This window comes from Vibrio albus (genome assembly GCF_003144035.1).
In the GTDB taxonomy this organism is placed as follows: domain Bacteria; phylum Pseudomonadota; class Gammaproteobacteria; order Enterobacterales; family Vibrionaceae; genus Vibrio; species Vibrio albus.
Window position 1 is genome coordinate 165,438 of the sequence record NZ_QFWT01000009.1, and the last position, 17,961, is coordinate 183,398.

The window sequence follows — 17,961 nt, forward strand, 5'->3', positions numbered from 1 at the left end:
TTACAGATCCGATACCTGATTTCGGGACAAATAAGCCGGGTTGTAGTACTTATCATTCAGTGACAGCGGCTCTACCGACTGATATTCAATCTTCGTTTTCTTGCTTGGCTGAATCTTATCCAACAAAGTCATAGCGCTCACCACCACCCGGCCTTTTCTTTCGCCTTTGCTATACCGGGCCTCCTTAGCCAGTTTTCCGGAACGCAGATAAAGGTTCGCTTTCAGTGGAAAATCCGAGCCTTTCTCCAGCCACAACTCAATACGATGATAACTGGCCCCTTTGGTGACCGATTTTAGTTGCAGAAGATTTGCCGGTATCTCTGTACCGTCTTCCTGCAATATGGATTCTTCTTTAACCCAGACTCCCTCATAATCTTCACTCCAGGTCAGAGTGGAGATATCCCCGACCGACGCTTCACCAAGCAGCTTTTGCATGGGGGTGATTCGGATTGGCCTGCGGCTTTTTGGCATCAGCAGCCAGTAATTATCTCCAAGCATCAGCATTTTCTGCCCGGCCTCAGCTTTAGATTTGAATACCACCAGCGATTCCCTTTCCGGACGGGTATACACATGATAACGGCGGGTTTTGGTTTGCTCCCCGTTTTCATACAAAGTCACCAGAGAAACGACTTTAGAAGAGGCATTTTCCAGCCGGAAGTCATCTGCTGTTTGCAACATAGAGACCACATCAGGCATCGCGACGACACTGGCAGACGCACACACCGTGCATACAGACAATAAAGCGATTCTAATAAAATTACACATACGTCAGCGCCTCCGTTATTGGTTTTCTGACACCCCGGCGTGCTGAGAAATACGCGGCCACCAGACAGATCACTATCACGGCTGCCGAAGCATAAGCGGCCAGTTCAAACGAGAAGTAGATGAAAAGAGGGTAACCTTCCGTACTACCCGGTGGCGGTGGCATTTGCACATCCACCACCATCAGCAACCCACTGACACAAACCGTAATCAGTGTACCGGTAACAGCACCCAGCAACGCCAGCAGCCCGGCCTCGCGCATAAACCCAGCGATGATCTCTCCCGGATAACTCCCCAGTGCCGACAGTGTCCCTATCTCTCTGGTGCGTTCCGTTACACTGGTGGTCATGGAATTAAACAGAGAAACAAACACCACAATACTAAGGATGAACCCCATCATGCCAAATATACCGTCATACAGATCTTTTACTTTCTTATAAAAGAAAGCCCGCTCATTCCACGGTGTCACTTCTATTGTCTGTTCCAACGATAAGGTCGGTAATAAGGTTTCCAGTTTCTGCTGAACCTGCGTGGTTGCCCGGGTGTCAAACAGAAACACAGACAAGGTGCTCACTTTTTCAGACACCAGAAGATCCTGCGCCATGGAGATATGAATATAGAGCTGCCGTTTATCCAGCTCAGGGACACCCGTACCGTATATACCCCGCACCTTAAAATCATACGCATTCAACGCGCCATCGGTTGTAGTCGACAGCAGAGTAACCCAGTCTCCCACCTCTACTTTCAGGTTCTTCGCGAGGTCCTTTGCCAGCATCACCTGAGGTTCGGCCGGATCATAGCGGCTGCTGTTTACATCCATTAGTGTGCCGCCCTGCTTGATATCCAGAAACGGACCTTTCATGGCAAATTCCCGCTCGTTCACCCCGGTTCCGACAAAAATCGTCGATTTATTTCCATTCGAGATCAGCCCGTTAAAATAAATTCGGGGCTGGACACTGCGTACGTGCTCTTCTTTCATAATCTGACTGGAAATCGTCTTGATACCCTTCAGCCCATTACTGAGCGGCATTTCCTCATCTTTTTCAAAATAGCCGGGAATACTCAGGGTCAGATGACCTGTGTCTCTCGCCGCCATCTCTTTTAGTGAGTCATAGGTATACAGCCCATAGCCGCCAGCACTGGTAATGGCAAACACAGCAATGGCGATGATCATGGCTGACAACAAACTACGACGACCATTGCGTAACAGGTTTAGCCACGCCAGCCTGATAAGGTAAATATTCATTCGGTGACCTCCTCCTGAATGATTCCGTCCAGCAGTTGAATACTTCTGTCGCAACGATCAGCCATTCTTGAGTCATGGGTGGCAACAATAAACGTGGTATTCATCTCATGTCCCAGCGATTTCATAATATCAATCACCATATTGGCATTCTGACTATCCAGGCTGGCCGTTGGCTCATCAGCAATCACCAGAGCCGGTTTGTGAACTAACGCCCGGGCAATCGCGACACGTTGCTGCTGACCTCCGGACAGGTTATCCGGTTTATGGGAAATAAAATCAGCCAGGCCAACACGCTCCAGCATTTCCGCAGCAATGCTATCCTGCTCCTGTTTGCTGTACCCATTTAAGTGCAGCGGATAAGCCACGTTATCCTGAGCCGTCATTACTGGTATCAGATTAAAACGCTGGAAAACAAACCCCAACTGAGAGCGCCGTAATGTTGCGGCCTCCTTTGCACTTTTGGGGTAGGGTTTATTCTGAAACCAAATCTCACCCTGATAGTCCATGTCCAGCAGCCCAAGGATATTCAGCAAGGTACTCTTACCTGAACCGGATGGCCCACACAGTGCCACCATTTCTCCGGTTCGGATCTCTCCAGAGACACCTTGCAATGCCGGGACTATCTGATGTCCCAGCTGATACTGTTTCGAAAGCGCGTTAAACCTGATCATTATTAGTTCTCACTTATAAATTGACGTGCAGCTACTGTTTCTGGGTTATTCCGCTGTTTTTCTTCCATTAGTGTGAGCCATTTTTGCGCCTGCTGCCTGTCTTCCGCCTTTACTGCCGCTTCAATCGCGTAGCGGTATACCCATGCTGATGCAGCAAACGGCTGTTGCAAAAATTCGGGTTCCTCTAGAAGCTGCAGATACAGGTCGTAGCCGGGGTCAAAATGATTAAACATATCCGGCAATTGGGTATACGTCGTTGCCGCCATCGCTCTGGACAACTGATACTCCGGCAATCCCAGAACTCGTTCCTGCTCCGGCAAAGGCAAGCTATCCGTTGAAATCAGGTTTAAGCCTTTTTCAATTTTTGCCAGCCCCTGCTCCACATATTTCATCTTATTCCAGGGCATCCAGGCGTCCCTGCCAAGCAGGGTTTCGGCACTCCCCTGGTAAACCAGTGTCAAAGGTCTGGCTCCTTCCTGCTCAATTAAAGCAGTCAGTGTGTCATAGGCGGCTTCTGTCTTGCTCTCGTCGCCATCTGCAGCCTGATAATACAGTTGGATCATTTCCGGTGTTGGGTTTGCATTAACCGGCAGTGCCGTCATTAAAGTAATGCTGAATAGTACAAATATATTGATAGCCTGACGTTTCATCGTTGAATCCTTGTGTGTTTATGGTCGATGAGGAAAGCATACTGGCATAAAAAAAAAGCGGCTTAGCCATGCGACGAACAGAGATATCAGGGAGTGAATGGCACGAAGCAAAGATAAACAATCCACTTATTTATTGACATTAAATTAAGTTAATATTCCGACAAACTTCCCTTAACTCACTCGTCTTATAATGCAGATGATTGAGTACTAAACCGCCATAGAATAAACATGGAAAGAAGGATAAATAGCGGTACAATACGACGCCCTGAAGCATTCACAATTTGTAACGAATTTAGCAGTCCCGCCCCCTATAGGTTCTGCTAATAGCGGCCCGCCCTAGTCAAGCGGGCCGCATTCTTTTTATGCAACTTATCTGCTATGATAATTTTCATCAAAAAATAATAGGTAACACGATGAAAATATTAGTAATTGAAGATGATACCACTACAAGAGACTTTGTCGTGAAAGGCTTACAGGAACATGGCTATATTGTTGATGAGGCGGAAGATGGCCAGAAAGGGCTAATGATGGCCATCAGTTGCACCTACCAGTTAATCATTCTGGATCGCATGCTACCTGAACTGGATGGACTGAAAGTGCTCAATGCGCTTAAAGCCACAGGGATGGCAACCCCTGTAATTATTCTAAGTGCCATGGACAGTGTCGAAGAACGCATCTGCGGGTTACAGGCCGGAAGTGATGACTACCTGACAAAACCATTTGCTCTGGCAGAGCTTATCACCCGCACCGATATTGTTATCCGCCGCCATAGTGGGCCCAGTCAGTCAGAGCCAGCCATTCTCAGTTACGCTGGCATTAAGCTTGATCTGAAAACTCATAAAGTGACCTGCAATGGCAACCTACTCCAGCTACAGCCCAAAGAATTTCAACTGCTGCAGTATTTTCTTGAACACTCAGAACAAGTAGTATCACGCATGCGTTTATTTGAAGCTATATGGAATTACCATTTCGACCCTAAAACGAATGTTATTGATGTGCATATCGCCAATTTAAGAAAAAAGCTGGATGACGCGGGCTGTGTTCAGCTATTGCATACGGTAAGAGGGGCAGGCTATGTCCTACGTCGATGAGTACGCTCTGTCCCGCTCTTCTGTGTTCAAAACATTGCTGGGCCTTTTTCTGATTATCGGTGTGCTTTACGCGTTTATTGTTCAGCAGGTATTTGTCAATTCTGAAAGCTTTCATCAGTCCCGGCTGGCCCGTCAGCTTCTGGAGGAAAAACACGAAATTGACAGCATTGCAGAGTATGGCCCACAAGCTGTCGACCAACTGCTTAATAAAAAGAAAGCCTTAAATGCCCCCTTTTCTTATCGCTTTATAAGCCTATCAATGGATCAGAGTTCCCACTTATACCCTGCTTACCCGGGAGGATACCGAGGCTCACACCTGAAACTAAAAGATGGCCGGCAGCTGGAAATCCGTATCAGGCCGGAGCTACTAGAGGCTTACAGAAAATCAGTTCTTCCTGTGATGATGATGGGTGTTTTCCTGCCAGTTGCTCTCATGTTTGCAGCAGCGGCTGTCTTTGCTATCGTCATTTTGCGTAAACTCCAGCACGTTAATCAAGCGATGAACCGGGTTCTCTGCGGTGAGAAACAGGTAAAACTCCCCGTATCCACAGCAGATGATGAATTTGACATTCTGGCTATTCATCTGAATTTTATGATTGAGCAGATGGAAAAAAATGAAGCTTCTATGAAATCATTAACGGTGGGTATCGCCCACGATATGCGAACTCCAATGGCACGATTAAAACTACGAATAGAACAGCTATTGGACAATAGAAAGCACGATCCAAAAATAATGGAAGAACTGTGTGCCTGTCACGATGACCTTGAACTCACACTCTCGCTATTTAACAACATGCTGGACATTGCCAGAATCAACAGTGGTCAGCAATCTCTGAACAGTAGTCATATTTGCTTATCAGAACTCTCAGAGGAAGTCGTGGAATTTCTCCGCCCACTTGCAGAGCAAAAGCACCAAACATTATATTTTCGAACTGACGAAACATGTACCCTAAACGGAGACCGGACTCTGCTATTCCGGGCTATCTTTAACCTGGCAGAAAATGCCATAAAATACACCCCTGAACAGGGTTCAATAGAGGTTATTGTGGACAGTTTAGGCGTCGTAATCGCAGACTCCGGAAAAGGCATTACTGACAAAGACAAATCCAGAGTATGTGAGCCGATGTTCCGGGCTGATCACAGCCGTAGTGAGCCGGGGTGCGGACTGGGCTTGTCTCTGGTCGAAGCAATAGCTCACCGGCACAATATGAAAATTCTTTTTAAAGACAACATCCCCGGACTGAGAGCCCGGCTTTATATGGTGTTCTGATAATTTCAGAAGATGTCTGGGTTTCAGAAGATCTCTTGAGTTTCTACGTTCAAATACACTTTGTTCTGACGATCGGTTCCCGCACAATAAACAAAATAAACTCGCTGATCTTTATAAGTGACGGAGCGAACCCACCCCCCCAGCAGTTCAAAATCTTCCACTTTACATTGCCCAGAGCTAATTAAATTCTGCGTTGCACGAATAAATACATCTTCATACTTCAGAAAATCATCCGAATTTTTTATCAGAGCGATGGTTGTATTCCGCTTCTCTTCCTCTGTGATAACTGGCTCTGATGCAGACAGGTAGTCGATGTGGACCCACTGCGCCATATCTTTGCCACTCGGATGGACTTCGTAGCCGCCAATACGAACCCAGTCTCCTTTCACTTCCTTCGCTGTCACCTCATCTCCTTTGTACAATACCGCCCTGATAGACGATTCCGATTCAGGGTAAGCACGAATATTCAGCCGGGATGATGTTACATAATACGTTTTCCCCGTCTGAATACGAGGCGGTGATGGCACTTCTTGTGCAGACGATTGACTGTCCATTTCAGCCGAAACAGGTTGCGCTCCGTTATCATCAACAGGTTCTGACAGAGTCTCCTCATTCATCATAAAGAAATAGTAATATGCCCCTCCTCCGCCAGCAGCAAAAAGAAGAAGTACCAAGATCATGATCACCAGTTTTTTCATAGCCGCAAGAGATCTCCGAAAAGGAATAATACCTTTAAGTATGTACCACTATCTGCTTATATCGACTATTAACCGGTTAACTTTAGAGCTTCTCAGAAGAAGTTAAAAGTAGCGGAAAACGTTAAACACGTCCTAACTATTTTTTTCGATTAATTCACAGGCTCGAACTGAACGTCACCAATCTGAAGATGAACTAACAGATCCGATAAATGGTCACCACCGCCATGCTTCTTTAACTCACGAGAAAAATGCTCAGAGCACCACCCGTAACAGTTAATCGATTCTATCGTAGATAACCGGTGGTAATATTCTGAACTAACACTCCAGCCCGGGCAAATAACCACGGTATGTGGCTGATCGAGCTTATACCGCATCAGGTCTGATGACGCAGAACCGGACCAGACTAAAACCTTATCTGTTATAATCCCGGACTGCATGAGCAGTCGCTGCGCCGTTTCACGCGTGAGACTTTTACTGAAGATGACACACTCCGGACTAACGCTATCTTCCTGATGGAGAATAATTTTATAGCGGGAATCTCTGACCTTCACCAACTGCCCGCTCTTATCTGTCGCATTCAGCATGCCGAGTACCAGATCATAATCATTAACGTTAATTTCCAGTTCGTTTTCAAATGAGCAGATCACTACTCCCAGTTGAAACAGGTCATTCAATGTATTGACTAACTTGTCAGTCAGGTGTGGGCACACCAAACTTGAAACCGCCAGTTTGTAATGCTCCCTTGGGCTATGGTGATGTAGTTCATTAAAAAACTGTTCAAAAAGATCCAGATTCTTTTTCGTGAAAGAAAACAGTATCTCACCTTCCCGTGTCAGTGACACCCCGCCACTGCGTTCAAACACCGCAGCACCAATGCGTTCCTCAAGCTTTTTAATATGTTGTGACACGGCGGGCTGGGAAATATAGAGGGAATCAGCGGCTGCTGAGAAATTTTTAAGGACAGTGACCCGATGAAACGTATTTAAATACTTTACATCGATCATTTTAGTTTCTTTCAACATACGGTTACGCCACGATTTCAAACCAGGATCAATCCTGAACCTAAGATAATGTCCACGGTAAAAGAAAATGGCGGATAACCATAACTTACATTTTTATCTATAAGATACCATTCAAAATAACAGTGCTGTTTTTACATCAGATTATCATTTTTTCTGGAAATCCCCCGAAAATCATTGGCCTTTCTCACCACCGGGAAACCGCCATTTCCCGGCTAATGGTTTAAAATCAGAATGTTAGTTTATCCAGATATAGGCTTATGGTGACGCCATGCCCCGCAGAGACAGATAAGAACCGCCCATCCCCAGAAAGTACTGCCCCCCGAACCGGAAGACTGTGGCGAAGCCAGCGGTAAAGGTTCATATACTGTCACAGTATTCTGGTAAGGAATGGTATTGTGTTTGTTGACCACCACAGTAAAGTGGCCAGTAGGGGTAATATCAAACTCCGCAACTCCGGATTCATCCGTCATTTGTGATAGCGGGTTATTGTCCTCCAGAGAAAGAATAACCTCCGCATTTTTTACCGGTATATCATTATTAGTGACCGTAACGGCAAACGAAATCGGTTTGTGTTTGCGGGATCGTGCCGGATGTGTCACTTCATACTCAACAGGCGGAGCAGTACGCAATTCCAGTTCGGGATCGCCCAGATAATTAAACAACCGGGCGGTCAACTGGGCGTAATTGTCATCAATACCATAGGAAACAAACAACCGCTCTTTTGCCCGGTTCAGAGCCACTGCCGGACGCCATGACTGTCCGTATATTATACTTGTCCAGTTTTCTTCATAATCTTCCCAGAAAGTATCGAACAGCCCAACATGCAATAAATCGTTATAGCCTGAATAACTTACCCTTGCCGCCCCCAGAAACCCAGCAACACCACCATTTGCATTCAGTAGCCAGGATTCAGCAAAAGCATCTTTGCCATCAAACCATCCGGTTGCGCAGTTTAAGCTAAACACAAATGGGTAAGTTTCAGCATTAAAAAGTTCACTGGCATGAGCGTCCTGATAATGAGGGTGCGCCCAACCGGAACCATCCGAATAGCCATGGTCTCGGTGCATAACCAAACCGACACCACGGTTAATCGCGGCACTGATATCCAGATCGCTTCCCTCACCTTGCCGCAACCAGACCTCTGGGATTTGTTGCGGAGGCTGAAGGCGTCCCAAATAATCCCACCCTTGATACTCAAGATTGCGCCACTGATTGTTATGATCGAGAAGCCCTCCTTCCCAGAATAACGCCGTATGAACCGTATATCCTTTGTTAAATGGGTCCGGTACTTCTTCACTATCAATGAAAAAATCAAAGTCCGGCCCGATAAAATCGGCCACCCGATGTACATCTTCCATAAACATCCGGGCAGCGATACCATCCAGAGCTTCTGAATTTAAGCCTCTGTCCTGAAACTGGCCAGCCACTAATGCTTCATCAAACCGCCCGTCTCTGGGTGGGTTTCGTTGATAATCCATAGAACGCTGTAGCATCACTGCCAGTTGCTCACGGGTATCTGCAGGCATTCTGCCCACCGCAACATCAGCGATAAAATCCTCACCTTCGAGCAGAGTATATCCGTAATCAGTATGCCAGGTATGCGGGATATTATTTTCTGAATCATCATGAAACGGATGCCCGACTATCTGCTGCGCGGGAAGCTGCTCATGATCTCCGATAAGAAGCAGATATTTAAGAGGATTTTCAGTTTGATGGGCCGATTGCACATACTGTTTAATAGGGTCATAAGTACTCCCGGTTTCCTCTAATGTGGCAACGAAAACCCGGTAGCCAAGCTTCTTTTTCCACTCCACAAAAGGAACCAGTACATCAACATACTCCGCAGGTGTCACAATTAAATACTCCGCATTATTTTGCGTGACAATCAACGGCTGCTTTTCATCAGATTGGGGAGACACCAGACTTTGGCGAAGACTAAGAGGTGCGGTAGATATCACAAGCTCAAAATAGACCTGTGATGCTATCTGAAGCTCTTGAGTTAAAGGGTTATAGCGGATAGGCCTATATTTAAGTACAGCAAAACGCTTGCCTCCGCCTTTGACGATACGCTGTATTTCGACCAGAGGCTTAAATTTGGGAACACTGGCATACGCAGCTTCGTGTTTTATAAACTCTCGGTCCAGATCCAATCTTGTACCATCTGGCAATGCAGCATCCGGGATAGGCGGTTGTACCGGCTCAATCAGGATATTGGAATAAACCGGGCTCCACTGGGTACGTTGTTCGTCAATCTGCAGGGTGATTTCCACATCCTCTGCGATTTCAATCATCCTTTCATACGCTGGTATATTCGGCTCACCAACGGCAGCGTCACTGACACTGCCCGGCAATGTAATACGTGTGTAGTCAGTACCAGCGAGAGTCACCTTCTCACGGATAAATTTTTCCACATAACCGACGAATTGCACGGAATGCTGGCTGCGGTTTATCTCCTTAATTCCCCGATGAATATCAGAGACATCCACACTGGGTTCTGCCTGCGCAATATAAACGGTTTGTGGGTTCGCCGTGCTTATGTCCGCAGAGACCTCTGCCTGGCCCGAATAGCTGACCATTAGCAGTATCATCAACAAAAACTGAATCGGTTTCTTCATTGCCCATTACCCCTTCTATGCCATCTCGAACTTCTGAGACAAAAAGGGTATAAAAGACACAATAAGCCAGCAATTTTATAATGTTATACTACTATAAGCAGAACTTTTACGGCTTACAAACTAAACCACCACCGAAAAGGTGGTGGCTAACATATTATATATTCAGGTGACTTCAGAGTGACTGATTTACTGCCGTTTAGGCTGTTTATAGGTTTTCCCTGCAGCCAGATACGTATCTTTCTGTTTGACATCAAACATGGCATAGAAGAACCAGGCAACGAACCGGATAACATCATCGCCTTCATTCATCACATGCTCGACAAACTCTTCCTGTTCACCTTTTTCATTGGGCTGCATAGTGACGTGGTATATGCGTTTTTCTCCTTCCACTTCAGCCAGAGCAAACTGACCGGACAGTGACTCAGCCGCTTGTGCCACTTCAGCATCAGTACTGGCTTTGAGGCATTCCAATGCCTTAGGCAGGTTTTCTTGTTCACACAGCTGTTTTACCAGCGTTTCAAATTCATTCTGTAACATGCTTAATGACTACCTGTTTAGATAATAAAAAGGCTGCCTGAGGCAGCCTTGAAAAATAACTTAATTAAGCTTCGCTAATACCTGCTGATCCAGCATCTGATTATACTCTACTATCTTCGCTTTAAAGGCTTTCAGATCTTTTTTGGCAACTGAGCTGGCCATTGGAATTTTCGCTCTCATTGCATTCACCGGACGACCGCGGATCATGAACTCATAGTGCAGGTGAGGGCCGGTTGAACGCCCGGTATTACCTGAAAGCCCGATACGCTGACCACGAGATATCTTCTGGCCTTTCTTCACCAGGATTTTGCTCAGATGCAGATAACGGGTTTTATACACACTACCGTGCTTAATCACGATATATTTCCCGGCGTATGGGTGGTTGCGGGTCAGCACAACGGTTCCGTCTCCGGTAGATAACACCGGCGTACCTCTCGGAGTGGCAAAGTCAGTACCATTATGTGGAGAAATTCGCCCGGTTACCGGATGGTGACGGTTCGGATTAAATGACGAGGAAATACGCCACCTTTTAGACGTCGGGTAACGTCTGAACGCACGTTGCAGACTTTTACCCTCAGCATCATAGAATTGCCCGTCAGTATGCAGATAAGCGGTAATAGTCTGACCCCGGTTATGCAGGCGAATCGCCTGAATTTCCCGCTTTCCGGTTGGTTTAGAATCAACAAACTGGGTACGCTGAATCACTTCAAAACGGTCACCAGCTCTCAGATCACGGGCAAAATCGATCTTATCCTTCAGCAGGGTGTTTATCTGATCAATTTCTGCGATATTCAGACCCGCATCATTTGCCGAAACCGAAAAGTTCCCGTGAACTTCACCAACTATCGGTGTCATCTGCCAGGTACCAGGAATGGAAATATCTTTAAATTCAAAGTCACCATTATCCAGTCGGGTATACGATACCTGATCAGCGATATTAAATTTCAGAGCCATTTTTTTCAGGCTCTTTCCGTCCTCTCCCCGCCAGAAAAGCAAATCATTTCCGGGACGAAGGGTATCCAGCATCAGGAAGTTCAGATCGGCTTCCATGATTTTCATCATTTCGCTGTATGAGAAACCCAGCTTGTCAAAAATGGCGCTCAGATTGTCCCCTTTCTGAATGGTGTATACATAGTGGGGAATTTCTTTCATACCACCAATAGAGGCAACAGAGTCGACTATTGCTTCGTAAGTCGGCATTTCTTTAAACTGAATGGGGATCGCTTTACGCCCGTCAGAATCGCCAAGTAATGTCACAAACAGTGCTGCAGCGACAACAGGGAAGGAGAATACGGCCAATTTCTTTTTTACTGGCATATCAGCAATAGCAGTATTGGCAAAAGAGGAGATTAATTTCTTGTACACGTGAACAATCCAATTGATACTGAGAATTGGAAAGGCTAAAAGCTAATTTTTAACCCTCTATCATAATTGAGCAATATTATAACAAACTTTTTCGTGTGAGACCTTAATGATCTACACATTATTAGTCCTGCATATGCTGATCTATGCTTTGTTTTCGCAATTGCAATTTTGCAATACGCTTACTCAACGTGTACACGCGCTTAAGCTGTTCCACCCACTCCATCTCATAGCGAAATATGCGTAACCGGTTTGCATCCTGCTCCACCAGCCGTTCTGCCTGATGAATCAACACCTCTTCCAGCAGAGAGTTCAGTTCCCTTTTTGCTCCCAGTACCTGCTCCGCCAACGCATCATCTTTACGCCGGATAGCGTTCACACAATCCAGCATAGACTGGTTAACCCTTTCCTGAACATCATCCAGGGTATGTCGCATCATAGGGCTAATGTGCACATTTGAATTGAGCGCCCGATAGGCTAACGGCAACAGGGAATCGACCACCAGATCGGCAACACTTTCCAGTTGATCCGTAATACTGATCAGCCTTATCTGCTGATGGCTCTGAGAGTCTGACAGTGGTAACTTTCTCAGGCTTCCCAGATAAGACAATATCTGTGCATGTAACCGGTCCACTTCATCTTCAATCACATCTATCTGATTAAGCTGGATCCGTATCAGCTCTTTCTCTTCCTCATCCGACTGCCGGACAGCAAGCCGGGGCAGCATATTCAGCATATTACATACGCGACGCCCCACCCGCCCTATCTCCAGACGAGCCTGATCCAGAGCAATATCCGGTGTACGCAAAAATTCTTTTCCCAGATATTTAGGCTGAATACCTTTGGCTTTTTTCTTTGCGGCTGATTTGGGCTGATAAGGTATGAGCTTCCGGGCCACGAAAATAAACACTCCGGTAAACGGAAGCATAATCATAGTATTGATAACATTGAAGAGCGTATGCGCATTCGCGATCTGTCTCGGAAGCTCTGCGGAAATACGTTCCACACCGGACAGCTCAGCATAATCAGGAGAAAAATCTACGCTGATTTCAGCCAATACGTTTATAAGCGGTAGCCAGATCATGACGCCGACAATATTAAACAAAATATGTATTGTTGCTGCCTGAATAGATTCCCGGCTCTTACCTATCGAAGCCAGTAAAGCAGTTACACAAGTTCCTATGTTCGCTCCCATTGCCAGCGCTATTCCGGCCTCTAAGGAAATCAGCCCCTGACCCGCTAATACGAGAACAATACTTGTCGTTGCTGCAGAAGACTGAACCAAAGCAGTAAAAGCTGCCCCGACCAAAATAGCAAACAGCTCATTATCCGTATGTGAAAAAGCATCAATGAAAGGTTGATAGGAGCGCACAGGAGCCATTGAGTCTCCCATCATATTCATGCCCAGAAAAATCAGTCCGAACCCGAAAAGAATGTCACCATAGTGTTTGATTCGCTCCTGCTTCGCGTTAAACTGAATCAGAAACCCCAGAGCCACCATGGCCAAGGCTGACTGAGTCACTTTAAATGCGATAATCTGGACGGTAACGGTAGAGCCGATATTGGCTCCCATAATGACGCCAACAGCCTGACTCAGTGACATAAAGCCTGCAGATATAAACCCCACCAGTAATACGGTGGTCACCGATGAAGACTGCACGACCGAAGTAATACCTATCCCGGTTAATACACCGGTAAAACGATTCGTTGTGAGCTTAGCCAATACAGTTTTCAGCCGGTCTCCGGCAACACTTTTCAGGGCATGGGACATCTTTTCCATACCATAAAGGAAAATCGCCAATCCCCCCAAAAGTCCGATACTCATCGCCAAATAATGCATAAGCCACTGCCTACATTAGGGTTATACCGTTAATTTAAGCATAGACTCATGAAGCATCGAATTCTAAGCAGAAAATACTCTATTGTAAGTTTTAATTGTAATGCGACTTACATCAAAATTTCATTATCGGCTCTTCGGCCCTATTCACATTTATGCGGATAGCTCTCGTTTTGCTGTTTCAAATTCACCTATCCTTTCTACATCTCACCGCATACTAAGTGAATTATCATCTGATTTAACTGAAAGCGAATAACCAGAGCGTGTAACAATGTGAACAAACATAGCTACAAATTTCGATATATTTATGCATTAATCGCTGGCTTAAGCGCTTCGTTCGCTATAGGTTTACTCTCGTTATCAACCCAGTTAAGTCCCAATTTAGTGTTGTTAATAGCACCATTCGGTTCGACATCCGTCATCGTTTTCGGACTGCCCCACAGCCCCCATGCCCAGCCTAAAAATGTTATTTTCGGGCACTTTATTACCGCGTTTATCGGTGTCTGCTTTGTTGAGTTTATTGGTGTTACATCATTGGATATGGCGATCGCCACAGGCTTGGCGGTCAGCGTTATGTTGATTACCCGCACAGTCCATCCGCCAGCAGGCGCTAACCCACTGCTGATTATGCTGACGGCCCAGAGCTGGGACTTTCTGTTTACCACCGTGCTGTTGGGCACCTTAGTGATGGTTTCAATAGCTCAGGGGGTAAAAACCATTCGGGAAAAATACGTCTAGATCCCCCTCCAATAAAACTATCAGTTACGACAAAAAGACACCTCATTCAGAAAAGAATGACTTACGCCGTATAGCTCCTGTTAGAGTCCGCTTTTTCTGTGGTATCTTCTTGTTATGATTACCACTAGGGCGTGTATCTTTCATGGCCTAATGATAAAAAATAACAGGAGTATGGAGTCATGCAAGAAAAGCCCGTTCGTTGGGGAATAGCCGGAGTTGGCCAAATCGCACATCGCTTTGCCGCTGATTTAACTCAACACTGTCCAGATGCCACCTTGTATGGTGCTGCTGCCCGTTCGTTAACCCGAGCAACCGAATTTATCTCCAAATACAAGGGCATCAAAAGTTATGGCTCCTATGAGGAAATGGCAACGGATCCGGATATTGAAGCCATGTATATCGCGACCATCAATCCAGTTCACAAACCGCTAATTGAGCTGTATCTAAAGCACGGTAAACATGTATTGGTTGAAAAACCGGCATTAACCAATCTTGCTGACTGGGATGAAATGTTCACTCTGGCACAGAAGCAAGGGCGGATGCTGATTGAAGCGATGAAGACCATTACATTTCCGGCCTATCGTTCATTGCGTCAGTTTATTCAGGAGAACCATATTCAGATTAGCCACATTGATGCAGCCTACGGTGGTGCCGTCCCCTTTGACCCAAACAACCGGGTATTTGACGCCAACTTGTGTGGCGGCGCTTCACTGGATGTCGGGGTTTATCCGTTATGGTTATATGCAGACCTGTGTGACTGCTTGGACCAGCCAATAGGGGAAATGACCACTCAGTTTATTCAGGACGATCCGGAAGCTGGCATTGATGAAACGGCTGTCTATCAATTCTCCGGTCCGGTATCAGGCAACATCCGGGCATCCATTACCCAAGATATGGAAAGGATCGCCACACTGACCGGCCCGGATGTAAAGATCGTCATTCAGGATAAATGGTGGAACCCTAAAGTCATCGACATCGAATTTCAGGGAAAACCGTTTAAGATCAGTCCGCAGACACAAGGTGGCGGGTTTGAACATGAGATCCAGCATGTCTCTCAGTTAATCAAAGAGAAAGCCAACCATTCTGAGATGATTAAAGATAAAACCAGTCGGGCCGTGATCGAAATAGTTGAGACCGGCCTGACCGAAAATGGCTTTGTACACCTGGCAAAAAACCATATGTAAGCACCAAATATCTCACACCTGATATCAGGCAATGGTGCACCTACTGCCTGATATCAGATTTTTATTTTAACGGTAAGTAGACATTGGTTAATAACTCCCACTCGTCCACTTCATGAACAAAGTTTAAGTATTGGAAAAAACAAGGGAAATCTCTCAGTTGTTCTCCACTTTCCGGTAACCATTGCTGATACAGGTAATACACCGTGTCACCGATACGGTCATGACTGCCCTTGTGCTGAGCCACAGCGCAGCGGCCTCCGGGTATAAGGCCAGCTTTTACACCATAGCCATTGTCCGGAACCGCTCCTTTATGGGTTCCACAGATGTCAAAACGAAACTCGTCATCAGCGGTATCATTGGGATCAGAGTACGGAATACCAAAAGTTTCGCTGGTTTTTACTGGCGATAAACCTGTCGTTTTTCGCCATGAAATGAATTTTGCTGCGGTATCGAGAACCCGTCTGGGGCTCCCCCTATGCTCAATCAGGGCCACTTCTTTCTCGTTGAAGTCGACGACTTTTACTTCCACAATACGTTCTCCATTTATTGGTGGATTGAATTCATATTTTGAGTGCCAGGATTGCCACTCAGGTTGATTTCTGAACTGGGAAGGAGATTGCCCAAAAATTCGGGTAAATGCCCGGGAGAAAGCTTCCGGACTCTCGAAATGAGCTTCATAAGCAATATCTGTGATACTCTGTTCAGGTTCAAACGCTAACCTGAACGATGCCCTTTTCATTCGGGCCAGCAACACAAACTGAATAGCACTTAGCCCCATAAATGATTTAAAGATCCGGTGAAAATGATACTTGGAACATGCCGCAATATCACTCAATTGCTCCAGAGTAATATTCTGATCTAAATGTCCATTGATAAAATCACAGACTCTTTTTATTCGCTGGTTATGGAACGCCACTCTATCCATTGCTACTTTTCACTACCTCATTCAGAAATCACAAGCATGATATCGACGGGCCTCTCTGAGTGCCTGATTGAGATTGCTATATTTTACTTTCATTTTTTATCCTCAAATGGAAAAACAGGGCAAGTGAGTAAAGCAAGGAAAAATAATTCAACATATTCGATCACATATCATCCTCTTTACGGTAAAGTGATGAGTTAAAAATACCAACAAGGTCAAAAAACATTGTGATCTGGATTCTCTTCACTCTTCTTGCCGCTTTCAGTCAGTCATGGCGAAACGCATTCCAAAGTCAGTTAAGTAAAGATATCAATGTTGCCGGAGTCACCCTGGCGAGATTCTTATGGGCAAGCCCGCTGGCGCTGGCCTATCTGGTGGTACTCTATCAGTGGCGGCCAGCCCCGCTGCCACACATAACCGGAGAGTCTACCTTCTTTATTCTGGGTGCTTCTGTGATGCAAATCGTCGCAACATCGCTGATGGTCGTGCTGTTTAAACAGAAAAACTTTGCCGTTGGTGCCGGGCTGGCAAAAAGTGAAGCGCCGGTTTCCGCCTTTTTAGGGGTCCTGTTTTTTGGCACATCTCTCACCCTGTTAGGCTGGGTCGGGGTTTTGCTCGGCGGCGTTGCCGTACTGTTGTTAAGTTGCCCGAACGGTTTCCGGAGCATCTCTTTGTCTACAGCCTTACTAGGGCTGGCGTGCAGCAGCTCTTTCGCACTGACTTCTCTATGGATAAGAGAATCCAGCCTGAGTCTGCATCTTCCCTTTCCCCATAGTGCTGCCTGGGTGCTCTTTTTGGTGATCTCAATTCAGACAGTCATGCTGGTGACTTATCTGCTGCTTCGTGACAGAGCCACGCTTGTTACTATGTTTAAAAAGCCCAGGCTCGTTATTATGACCAGTGTCGCCAGTTGTGTCGGCTCTTTCGGCTGGTTCAGCGCGATGTCTTTACAAGCCGTACCATATGTAAAAACCCTCGGTCAGGTCGAAGTATTCTTCACTATGCTGATCTCTTTTTTCTGGCTGAAAGAGAAAATTAAGCGCAAAGATATTACAGCTCTGATTCTGGTAGCCATCGCCGCCATACTGGTGATGTGGCAGTAAGCCAGGGTGAAAACCACGGGTTAAAAAAGCCGTTTATGTCCGTCTTTGGGAGATGATACTCATGGCGTATCGGCATCTGCCATGAGCAAAGTTTAGACAAATAATTCACCAGCTCAATACAGACTCTGAGAACTGCTGGACAATTCCGAGCACCATAGAATGTCAGAAACGCTTCACCTATGCATAAAAGAGTATCAATGTTACATAAGTTCAGCTTTTCAGACTGGCGAAAGAATTTTCCATTCCAGTTAAG

General features: G+C 46.0%; 16 protein-coding genes. 5 read left to right on the plus strand and 11 right to left on the minus strand.

Going from position 1 to position 17,961, the window contains the following annotated elements:
• The 4 genes from DI392_RS15680 to DI392_RS15695 are packed head-to-tail and all read right to left on the minus strand — an operon-like array spanning position 1 to position 3,329.
• Positions 1 to 765 (minus strand): outer membrane lipoprotein-sorting protein, encoded by a 765-nt coding sequence (locus DI392_RS15680; protein WP_109320629.1) that lies wholly within the window; start codon positions 763 to 765, stop codon positions 1 to 3.
• Entirely contained in the window at positions 758 to 2,008 is a 1,251-nt protein-coding gene (locus tag DI392_RS15685; protein WP_109320630.1) for an ABC transporter permease, read from the minus strand. The genes DI392_RS15680 and DI392_RS15685 overlap by 8 nt, the downstream gene beginning before the upstream one ends.
• A complete protein-coding gene (locus DI392_RS15690; protein ID WP_109320631.1) occupies positions 2,005 to 2,679 on the minus strand; it encodes an ABC transporter ATP-binding protein in 675 nt (224 codons plus the stop codon). Before DI392_RS15690 ends, DI392_RS15685 begins: the two co-directional genes overlap by 4 nt.
• 2 nt (positions 2,680 to 2,681) lie before the next feature.
• Positions 2,682 to 3,329 carry a hypothetical protein gene (locus DI392_RS15695; protein ID WP_109320632.1) on the minus strand — a complete coding sequence of 216 codons (648 nt, stop codon included), beginning with the start codon at positions 3,327 to 3,329 and terminating at the stop codon, positions 2,682 to 2,684.
• 413 nt (positions 3,330 to 3,742) lie between these two features.
• On the opposite strand from DI392_RS15695, the gene DI392_RS15700 reads away from it, so the two are divergent.
• A complete protein-coding gene (locus DI392_RS15700) occupies positions 3,743 to 4,420 on the plus strand; it encodes a response regulator transcription factor (RefSeq protein WP_109320633.1) in 678 nt (225 codons plus the stop codon).
• Positions 4,404 to 5,690, plus strand: coding sequence for a sensor histidine kinase (locus tag DI392_RS15705; protein WP_109320634.1), 1,287 nt, complete (start codon positions 4,404 to 4,406; stop codon positions 5,688 to 5,690). Before DI392_RS15700 ends, DI392_RS15705 begins: the two co-directional genes overlap by 17 nt.
• A gap of 23 nt (positions 5,691 to 5,713) precedes the next feature.
• On the opposite strand, the gene DI392_RS15710 is transcribed toward DI392_RS15705, so the two are convergent.
• The 6 genes from DI392_RS15710 to DI392_RS15735 all read right to left on the minus strand — a co-directional run bounded on the left by DI392_RS15710 (position 5,714) and on the right by DI392_RS15735 (position 13,749).
• Positions 5,714 to 6,388 carry an SH3 domain-containing protein gene (locus DI392_RS15710; protein WP_109320635.1) on the minus strand — a complete coding sequence of 225 codons (675 nt, stop codon included), beginning with the start codon at positions 6,386 to 6,388 and terminating at the stop codon, positions 5,714 to 5,716.
• Between the two features lie 149 nt (positions 6,389 to 6,537).
• Complete coding sequence (locus DI392_RS15715; RefSeq protein ID WP_181388444.1) at positions 6,538 to 7,392, minus strand: LysR family transcriptional regulator; 855 nt, start codon at positions 7,390 to 7,392, stop codon at positions 6,538 to 6,540.
• Positions 7,393 to 7,649: 257 nt separating this feature from the next.
• Positions 7,650 to 10,025 (minus strand): C25 family cysteine peptidase, encoded by a 2,376-nt coding sequence (locus DI392_RS15720; protein ID WP_109320637.1) that lies wholly within the window; start codon positions 10,023 to 10,025, stop codon positions 7,650 to 7,652.
• 186 nt (positions 10,026 to 10,211) lie between these two features.
• The gene (locus DI392_RS15725; protein WP_109320638.1) at positions 10,212 to 10,562 is read right to left on the minus strand and encodes a hypothetical protein; all 351 of its coding nucleotides are present in this window, start codon (positions 10,560 to 10,562) and stop codon (positions 10,212 to 10,214) included.
• A gap of 60 nt (positions 10,563 to 10,622) precedes the next feature.
• Entirely contained in the window at positions 10,623 to 11,927 is a 1,305-nt protein-coding gene (locus DI392_RS15730) for a peptidoglycan DD-metalloendopeptidase family protein (RefSeq protein WP_425445698.1), read from the minus strand.
• Between the two features lie 121 nt (positions 11,928 to 12,048).
• Entirely contained in the window at positions 12,049 to 13,749 is a 1,701-nt protein-coding gene (locus DI392_RS15735) for a Na/Pi cotransporter family protein (protein ID WP_109320689.1), read from the minus strand.
• A 315-nt stretch (positions 13,750 to 14,064) separates the two neighbouring features.
• Between DI392_RS15735 and DI392_RS15740 the strand changes: the two genes are divergently transcribed.
• Both DI392_RS15740 and DI392_RS15745 read left to right on the plus strand, forming a co-directional pair.
• A complete protein-coding gene (locus DI392_RS15740) occupies positions 14,065 to 14,499 on the plus strand; it encodes an HPP family protein (protein ID WP_109320690.1) in 435 nt (144 codons plus the stop codon).
• Between the two features lie 179 nt (positions 14,500 to 14,678).
• A complete protein-coding gene (locus DI392_RS15745; protein ID WP_109320639.1) occupies positions 14,679 to 15,683 on the plus strand; it encodes a Gfo/Idh/MocA family protein in 1,005 nt (334 codons plus the stop codon).
• 61 nt (positions 15,684 to 15,744) lie between these two features.
• On the opposite strand, the gene DI392_RS15750 is transcribed toward DI392_RS15745, so the two are convergent.
• Positions 15,745 to 16,608: an AraC family transcriptional regulator gene (locus tag DI392_RS15750; protein WP_109320640.1), complete on the minus strand. Its 864-nt coding sequence runs from the start codon at positions 16,606 to 16,608 to the stop codon at positions 15,745 to 15,747.
• Between the two features lie 224 nt (positions 16,609 to 16,832).
• Here DI392_RS15750 and DI392_RS15755 point away from each other — a divergent pair, with 224 nt between their 5' ends.
• The gene (locus tag DI392_RS15755) at positions 16,833 to 17,708 is read left to right on the plus strand and encodes a DMT family transporter (protein WP_109320641.1); all 876 of its coding nucleotides are present in this window, start codon (positions 16,833 to 16,835) and stop codon (positions 17,706 to 17,708) included.
• Positions 17,709 to 17,961 lie beyond the last annotated feature (253 nt).

Excerpts from the sequence above, each read along its gene's own strand:
- DI392_RS15680 (WP_109320629.1), bottom strand. The coding sequence starts at position 765 with ATGTGTAATTTTATTAGAATCGCTTTATTGTCTGTATGCACGGTGTGT.
- DI392_RS15685 (WP_109320630.1), bottom strand. The coding sequence starts at position 2,008 with ATGAATATTTACCTTATCAGGCTGGCGTGGCTAAACCTGTTACGCAAT.
- DI392_RS15690 (WP_109320631.1), bottom strand. The coding sequence starts at position 2,679 with ATGATCAGGTTTAACGCGCTTTCGAAACAGTATCAGCTGGGACATCAG.
- DI392_RS15695 (WP_109320632.1), bottom strand. The coding sequence starts at position 3,329 with ATGAAACGTCAGGCTATCAATATATTTGTACTATTCAGCATTACTTTA.
- DI392_RS15700 (WP_109320633.1), top strand. The coding sequence starts at position 3,743 with ATGAAAATATTAGTAATTGAAGATGATACCACTACAAGAGACTTTGTC.
- DI392_RS15705 (WP_109320634.1), top strand. The coding sequence starts at position 4,404 with ATGTCCTACGTCGATGAGTACGCTCTGTCCCGCTCTTCTGTGTTCAAA.
- DI392_RS15710 (WP_109320635.1), bottom strand. The coding sequence starts at position 6,388 with ATGAAAAAACTGGTGATCATGATCTTGGTACTTCTTCTTTTTGCTGCT.
- DI392_RS15715 (WP_181388444.1), bottom strand. The coding sequence starts at position 7,392 with ATGATCGATGTAAAGTATTTAAATACGTTTCATCGGGTCACTGTCCTT.
- DI392_RS15720 (WP_109320637.1), bottom strand. The coding sequence starts at position 10,025 with ATGAAGAAACCGATTCAGTTTTTGTTGATGATACTGCTAATGGTCAGC.
- DI392_RS15725 (WP_109320638.1), bottom strand. The coding sequence starts at position 10,562 with ATGTTACAGAATGAATTTGAAACGCTGGTAAAACAGCTGTGTGAACAA.
- DI392_RS15735 (WP_109320689.1), bottom strand. The coding sequence starts at position 13,749 with ATGAGTATCGGACTTTTGGGGGGATTGGCGATTTTCCTTTATGGTATG.
- DI392_RS15745 (WP_109320639.1), top strand. The coding sequence starts at position 14,679 with ATGCAAGAAAAGCCCGTTCGTTGGGGAATAGCCGGAGTTGGCCAAATC.
- DI392_RS15750 (WP_109320640.1), bottom strand. The coding sequence starts at position 16,608 with ATGGATAGAGTGGCGTTCCATAACCAGCGAATAAAAAGAGTCTGTGAT.